Source organism: Psychromonas antarctica (genome assembly GCF_022267535.1).
Classification (GTDB): Bacteria; Pseudomonadota; Gammaproteobacteria; order Enterobacterales; family Psychromonadaceae; genus Psychromonas; species Psychromonas antarctica.
Map to the genome: position 1 here is coordinate 1 of NZ_JAHNZV010000125.1, position 7,155 is coordinate 7,155.

At 39.1% G+C, this 7,155-nt stretch carries 8 protein-coding genes and 1 pseudogene; 4 read left to right on the forward strand and 5 right to left on the reverse strand.

Annotated elements, in window-relative coordinates; translation table 11 throughout:
• Positions 1-118 (forward strand): annotated as a pseudogene (locus KSO91_RS17945) (IS701 family transposase); the annotation flags it as partial.
• Between the two features lie 2 nt (positions 119-120).
• Here KSO91_RS17945 and KSO91_RS15165 read toward each other — a convergent pair.
• The 4 genes from KSO91_RS15165 to tyrS all read right to left on the reverse strand — a co-directional run bounded on the left by KSO91_RS15165 (position 121) and on the right by tyrS (position 4,126).
• On the reverse strand, positions 121-1,101 hold the full coding sequence (locus KSO91_RS15165) for a type 2 periplasmic-binding domain-containing protein (RefSeq protein WP_238743873.1): 981 nt from the start codon (positions 1,099-1,101) through the stop codon (positions 121-123).
• Positions 1,102-1,218: 117 nt separating this feature from the next.
• Positions 1,219-2,124, reverse strand: a complete 906-nt coding sequence (gene mnmL / locus KSO91_RS15170; protein ID WP_238743874.1) for a tRNA modification radical SAM protein MnmL/YtqA — start codon at positions 2,122-2,124, stop codon at positions 1,219-1,221.
• Between the two features lie 65 nt (positions 2,125-2,189).
• Positions 2,190-2,840, reverse strand: a complete 651-nt coding sequence (locus tag KSO91_RS15175) for a hypothetical protein (RefSeq protein WP_238743875.1) — start codon at positions 2,838-2,840, stop codon at positions 2,190-2,192.
• Positions 2,841-2,854: 14 nt separating this feature from the next.
• Positions 2,855-4,126: a tyrosine--tRNA ligase gene (gene tyrS / locus KSO91_RS15180; protein ID WP_238743876.1), complete on the reverse strand. Its 1,272-nt coding sequence runs from the start codon at positions 4,124-4,126 to the stop codon at positions 2,855-2,857.
• 145 nt (positions 4,127-4,271) lie between these two features.
• On the opposite strand from tyrS, the gene mtnN reads away from it, so the two are divergent.
• The 3 genes from mtnN to KSO91_RS17690 all read left to right on the forward strand — a co-directional run bounded on the left by mtnN (position 4,272) and on the right by KSO91_RS17690 (position 6,456).
• Positions 4,272-4,967 (forward strand): 5'-methylthioadenosine/S-adenosylhomocysteine nucleosidase, encoded by a 696-nt coding sequence (mtnN, locus tag KSO91_RS15185; protein WP_238743877.1) that lies wholly within the window; start codon positions 4,272-4,274, stop codon positions 4,965-4,967.
• On the forward strand, positions 4,968-5,948 hold the full coding sequence (locus tag KSO91_RS15190; RefSeq protein WP_238743878.1) for a cobalamin biosynthesis protein: 981 nt from the start codon (positions 4,968-4,970) through the stop codon (positions 5,946-5,948).
• 379 nt (positions 5,949-6,327) lie between these two features.
• On the forward strand, positions 6,328-6,456 hold the full coding sequence (locus KSO91_RS17690; protein WP_275114014.1) for a hypothetical protein: 129 nt from the start codon (positions 6,328-6,330) through the stop codon (positions 6,454-6,456).
• Here KSO91_RS17690 and KSO91_RS15195 read toward each other — a convergent pair.
• Positions 6,442-7,062 (reverse strand): BamJ family beta-barrel-assembly machinery protein, encoded by a 621-nt coding sequence (locus KSO91_RS15195; RefSeq protein ID WP_238743879.1) that lies wholly within the window; start codon positions 7,060-7,062, stop codon positions 6,442-6,444. The two genes, KSO91_RS17690 and KSO91_RS15195, sit on opposite strands and share 15 nt — an antisense overlap.
• Positions 7,063-7,155: the final 93 nt, after the last annotated feature.

The window sequence follows — 7,155 nt, forward strand, 5'->3', positions numbered from 1 at the left end:
GGAAGGGTTAAGTGTAAAAAAAGGCTTAACCACATTTGGATTGAAAACAAAGCTTTATATAAAAGCTCAAAAAGAAGCACTTAAAGCCTGGAAGCAGATGCTGGCCGTAAGTGCGTAACATCAGTTATAAACTTTAAAGGGAAATGCTGATTCTGCTTTTTCGTTAAGGTAATAAATAATGCGTCCATCTAATGAATAAATAATTAAAGGATAAGGTGATGAATGAAATATGTTTTCAAATTCCTTATCTTTTTTACGCATCACGCGTATATAGATAAATAGTAAAGCAATACAACTAAAAATGGTCATTATTCTTGCGGCCATATCAGTAGAACTTCCCCAAATAGGATTTGTAACTTTCTCAAGTGCAGATGTCATTTTATTGGGGATATTTCCAACCTGTTCACCCCATAAAATCCAATCTAAAAGGTTATTATTCTGTTGCTCACTATAAACAAACAATTCATTAGTCAATATTGGCGAGGATGTCGTATTGAGCAATAAAGATAAAAATTGATCTAACAAACGTTGATGAACTTGGTGGCTACTGAATAAAACCAAAGCATCAAGTTTCTCAAAATAGATATCGAGTAACAATTCCAGTAAGCCAGAATATTCTCTATAAGTGATATTCGGTGAGTTGACAAACTGAGATAACTGTTGTGATCTAGGTAATAAACCACCAACCGTAATGAGAACCGTTTTATCCACGAGTGATGATTGGATCTTGTCGCGACGCGTTGGTCTAAAGTAAAGTTGGCTGCTTATTGAAAATAAAGGTGATTTTTTAATATTGGCCGATATTTTAGAAGGTTTTCCTAATCCACTATAAACGGTGTTTTTCTTACCACTTAATAGCGCTGCAATATCTTCTTTAATATAAGGCAAAAAATTAACCGTAATCCCCGATTGTAGCGACCACAACATCCAATAATCAACAAAAATACCTTGCGCTTTTTGTTGTCTGTTAAAACCAGAATAGGGCAGATTCTGCTCTATATAAACATTAATTTCATCTGCTTTATTGGATTCATTTAACACGCCATAAGCGCTGGGTAAAAATAATAAGTAACAAAGAAGCGAACATAATTTTAGCATCATAAAGCCTCTATCAGCGTAATATACAATCAACGCATCGACTATACACTCCACTGCTATTTCTTTATAGCATTCATCACATTTAAATATTAAATTTATATATCAATAGTCACACTTTGATCACAACCCGGTACCCTGACCTCCTTGCTGTTGCATCAATTTAGCGATTCTATTTTGTACCGGCCAGCGTTTCTCGCACCACAATGGGGAAAGCAATTCTTCAAGTTTAGCAGTAGCAGAAATACGATGAAAAACAATTTCTCGTGGCGTATGGCGAATTAGATCAACAGCCACTTGGCTATATTCATCTAAGGATAATGTGCTTAATCGCCCAGCTCGCCAAGACTTTTCCATTGTTGCGCCGCGCACGATATGTAAAGGATGAAGCTTTAAACCATCAACCCCCGTTTCAATAACACGGTTTAATGTTTGCCGATAATCTAGCTGCGTTTCGCGAGGCAAACCGAGTATTAAGTGAGTGCATACTTTTATGCCACGCGCCCGAGCTTTAATACACACTGATTGGTAATCTGCAAAACCATGCCCTCGATTAATGCATTTGAGTGTTTTATCATTGGCTGATTGTAGACCTAACTCTAACCATACTTCATAACCGCGCAGTAGATAACTACTTAATAAATTTAGTACCTCATCGGAAACACAATCGGGGCGAGTACCAACACAGATACCAACAATATTTATATTTTCTGTGGCCTGTTTATAAAGTGAAGCCAATTGAGCTATTTCTGCGTAGGTACTAGTGTAAGCTTGAAAGTAAGCGAGGTACTTATTGGCCTTATGGGCAACTTCTTGGGCGCGCAGTGAGAGTTGATTTTTGATGCTTAATCCCGCCTGATTTTCATCAGCAAAGGCCGCAACATTACAAAATGTACAACCTCCTTTACCTAATGTGCCATCTCTGTTGGGGCAACTAAAATTACCATGCAGGGTTAGTTTATGGACTTTCTCAGAATAACGTTTTTTTAAATCGGCTCCGAGCGTATTAACAAAATCAGTTAGTTGCATTAAAATATATTACCTAATAAAAAGGCCACTAAAGAGTGGCCTTGGTAGATCCATTTTAGCATAAGCTAAAATGCAAAAGTAAAATCAGCCCACGCTTCCCCATCATTATTAAAGTGTCCCGAGACTGCAATGTCTTTTGCAAGTTGATAACCGACATCAACGGTTGCATTTAGCTCGTTAATATCCATCCCTCTCATCGCATAAATATAGCTGGGCGTCACGCCAAACCAAAAAACACGATTTACAGAATAGCGCGCTGCAGCATTAATCTCGATATAAGTCGTACTATCGTCTGTATCAGACCACATCAGACCAAGGTGCATTGACGGGTAAATTTTAATGCTCTTATTTTCCAGAGGAAGCTTTTTCAGCACCCCAATTGAAGCCTGATCATAGACATCCCCCCAACGTGTATCTAAGGAGAAACCTGTGTCATTACTCGTATTAAAGGCAAAATAATTAATGTTGTAGTAGTCAAGATCGTGCATCGCCTCCACAGTCAGCTTATGTTTGAATTGACCACCTAAATAACCACCGAAAGCACCATAAAGATCAACACCTTCACTGCCTGCACCGAGCCCCGCCTTAGAGTAAATAGCGGTCGGATCGCTAAAATCGATCCAGTTATTACTCTTTCCTTGCTGCGCAGCGACTTGCGTGACAAAAACTGATAAGACTGAAATCCCTAGTAATTTAGCAGTTTTAAATTTTAACATTTTCAAATTTGACCTTATTTCCAGATAAATAGATTAAATAGTCGTTTACCACGCTTAATCACTGTGTATTTGCCATATAACGCTTCTGTTTTTTGTAAAACAGTTTCACTGTCCTGCTGCTTTTCACCATTAACTGTTACTGCACCATTTTGAATAAATTCACGCGCCATTTTGTTTGATTTAGCCAATTCGCAGCTCGTTAACAGTTCAACCAGTGATTGTTGATCTTCCTGTACTTCTGTTGTTGGCAGTCCGTCTTGTGCTAATTGCGCTAAATCAGATTCACTTAATGCACTTAAATCTCCCGAGAATAGTGCATGCGTAATACGTTGAGCTGAAGCTAAACCTTCCTCTCCATGTACTAAACGAGTCACTTCTTGGGCTAAAATTCCTTGCCCTTCTGGACGACCTTGAATGGTTTTATCTTTTTCTTCAATCACGGCAATTTCTGCGATCGATAAAAAGGTAAAGTAACGTAAAAATTTATAAACATCCGCATCTAATGTCGTTATCCAGAACTGGAAAAAGGCATAAGGTGATGTTTTAGAAGGATCAAGCCAGATTGTACCTGATTCAGTTTTGCCAAATTTGGTACCGTCTGCTTTAGTCACCAACGGCAAAGTCAAACCGAATACTTTCTCTTTATTCATACGACGAGTCAGTTCGATACCACCGGTTATGTTCCCCCACTGGTCTGAACCGCCAATCTGCAAAGAGCAGCCAGTGGCCTTATTTAAAGCTGCAAAATCATAAGATTGTAATAACATATAGCTAAATTCAGTAAATGAAATACCCGAGCCTTCACGTTCAATACGCTGTTTAACTGACTCTTTTTGAATCATTGCGTTGACACTAAAGTGTTTTCCCACGTCTCTTAAAAATGAGATGCAGTCCATTTTCCCAATCCAATCTAAGTTATTAACAACTTCTGCTGCATTTTCTTTATCACCAAATTCTATAAATGCGCTAACCTGTTTTTTAATTTTGCTAACCCAATTATCAACAATATCGTCACTATTTAATTTGCGTTCATTTGCTTTAAAGCTAGGATCGCCGATAAGGCCCGTTGCCCCGCCCACTAAAGCTAATGGTTTATGGCCAGCCAGTTGAAAACGTTTTAACGTCAATAACGGCACTAGACTACCAATATGTAAACTGTCCGCGGTCGGATCGAAACCACAATAAAGTGTTTGGCAACCACTTGATAAATGTTCGTGTAACTCATCATCGGCTGTAGTTTGCGCAACTAAACCTCGCGCATTTAAATCTTCAAGTAAGGCATTCATTTGTTTGGGTTCCTGATCAGTGCTTATTCAATTTTAATATGCGAGATTTTACACAGTTCGGACACACAAAAGAACCATAGAGTGAAGATCTGACTAAGATTATGCTAGGATTGCGTCTTTATTAGAATTTCAGAGAACAAAGAAGATGAAAATAGCCATTATTGGTGCCATGGATGAAGAAATTAGCATCCTAAAAGCAAAAATGAAGAACGTCCAGACAACCCTCATTGCTGGATGTGAATTTTACCAAGGTGAATTAAACACTAAACAGGTCATTTTAACAAAGTCAGGCATAGGCAAAGTCGCGGCAGCTGTCGCTACAACACTCCTATTGGAAAAATTTAGTCCTGAGTATATTATCAACACAGGTTCTGCAGGCGGATATGATTCATCTCTTAATGTTGGAGATATTGTTATTTCAACTGAAGTTCGTTTTCATGATGTCGACTTAACTGCGTTTGGTTATGAGATTGGGCAGATGGCACAATTACCGGCGGCCTTTGTCGCAGACAAAAAGTTGATCGATATTGCCCAGCAAGCGGCAAAAACATTAGACTCGTTAACGATCGTCCAAGGCCTTATCTGTACAGGGGATATATTTATGGCTGATCCTAGCAAAGCTGAAATTGCCCGTAATAATTTCCCCGCTATGGCCGCTTGTGAAATGGAAGCAGCCGCTGTTGCACAAGTCTGTCACCAATTTAAAGTACCCTTTGTGGTTATTCGCTCTTTATCGGATATCGCAGGCAAAACATCAGAGCTATCATTTGAGCAATATCTTCCCATTGCAGCAAAAAATGCCTCTATATTGGTTGAGGCAATACTGAATCGACTGGACTAAGTGCAATATTTTATTGAATTTATTAAACAAAACAGTGATTATTTTAGCTTTCTAAGCGTTGCCCTGTTTTCATTCATCATCTCACTGCCGAAAGATCTTAATCCGCTTTCGGCAGTTGAGTTAATGTTTAAACAGATAGCTAAGAAAGTAAATTTAGATGATCGCAGCGACAGCTATAAGCGCCTTGCTAGCATATTGTCTATTTGCCTCATCTATCTCCCAAGCATATTAATTGTGAGTCAGTTATATAACGTAGTTTACCAGTCTATTTTCTTAGATATGTTGTTATTATTTTTATTACTTTCATGGCATGACAAAAAAATAACTTACTTAAACGTTATTGATGCATTAAAACGTAACCATCTTGCCCAAGCAAAATTCAGACTTGCATCATTAACCCAGCGCGAAACAAAACCACTGTCATTGATGGGTATCAATAAAGCGACTATTGAATCGATGGTAATGCAGCTCAGTGCATCCTGGTTCGCAGTCGTTTTCTGGTACCTGCTAACCGGTGTTTATGGTGCAATGTTCTACCGGACGGTACAAATTTGTGCGCAACAATGGAATTCCAAACAGCTTGAATTTACATCGCTAAGTGACATCCCCAGCATTGTTTACTCAATAATGCTTTTCCCCGTGCATTTGATCCTTAGCTTTACCTTTGCGCTTTATGATAAACCCCTCGAAAACATCCCCAATAAATTCAAACAGAGTCTTCATTGGCACCATTTTTCATCAGGCTTAATGCTCTCAAGTTTTGCATTGAGCATGCAGATAGAGCTCGGTGGCGTGCGCCTTTACCAACGTCAAAAAGTGACCTATGCGACGCTTGGCTCAGGCCGCACACCTGATGTAGGAAAAATTACGCAGTCGCTGCAGCGCCTAAGTTTAAGCGCTTGGTTTTGGCTTATCTGTATCACCGGTTATACCTTTTTCCCACTGTTACTCGAATTTATCACTTTACATAATCATTATTGATTTAAGGCATTCTCTGGGGACATTCTCTGGGAGAAAATATTGTATTGGTGCTGTTCTCAATCTTATTATTAAAGCCCTATCCACTTATAGGTCGTAATGTAATGCTTGTCTAAAGCTGATTATACTGACCTAACACATTGGCCCGAACCTAGCGATTTTAAGTAAACAGGAATATGCCCTCAAAATACGGATATCGTTAACCTCTCGACGGAAGTAGAACCTCGGCATTAGCTATCTTAATACTATTTTCACTCATTAAAGACTCTATTTAGGCGCAGAGAGCAAGAATAACAGCAAAGTCTAAACTTATATAAGCACTTGTTTTAATTAAATAAAAATGCAACTTTCGGCTAAATAGCATTCGTTTTGGCAAACATAAATGAGTCGATTAACTATCAACAACCAAAAAGAAAAAAGCAAAAAAAACCCCAAACCTGTTGCCAAGTTAGGGGCTGAAGTATCTATGATAGCCGCTATTTTACGGAAGCATAAATTATTTAATGGCTAATAATTCAACATCAAATACTAATACTGAATGAGGAGCAATTGCAGCACCAGCACCACGTTCACCATAGGCTAGCGCCGCAGGAACAACTAATCTGTATTTTGAACCAACAGTCATTAGTTGTAAGGCTTCAGTCCAACCTGCAATAACACCGCCAACAGGGAACTCTGCTGGCTGGCCACGATCAACTGAGCTATCAAATACCGTACCATCAGTTAAAGATCCATGGTAGTGCACACTAACGGTTGATTCAGCCGTTGGCTTCTCGCCTTCACCCACAGTGATAATCTCATATTGAAGACCTGATTCAGTCGTTACAACGCCCTCTTTTTTAGCGTTTTCAGCCAAAAATTCAGCACCTGCTGCACCGAGTATTTCAGCTTGTTGCGCAGCCGCCGCTTGCATACGCGCAGAGACAACTTCGAAAGCTGCTTGTAAGTCTGCTTGAGCAACTTTACTTTCTGCACCAGCGAAAGCATCTGCGATGCCTTGGGAAACAGCAGTGATTGATAAACCATCAAAAGGGTTAGCAGCAAGTTGCTCTCCCATTTGTAGACCAATACCGTAGCTTGCTTGCTGTTCTTGAGTGTTTAGTTGTAATTCAGACATATTTATTCTCTTATTTAATGGGATGCGCTCACTTAAATAGCGCGCATCTGTTAGTAGTTAATAATATATGGGGGGGAATATTCACTTTTAAAG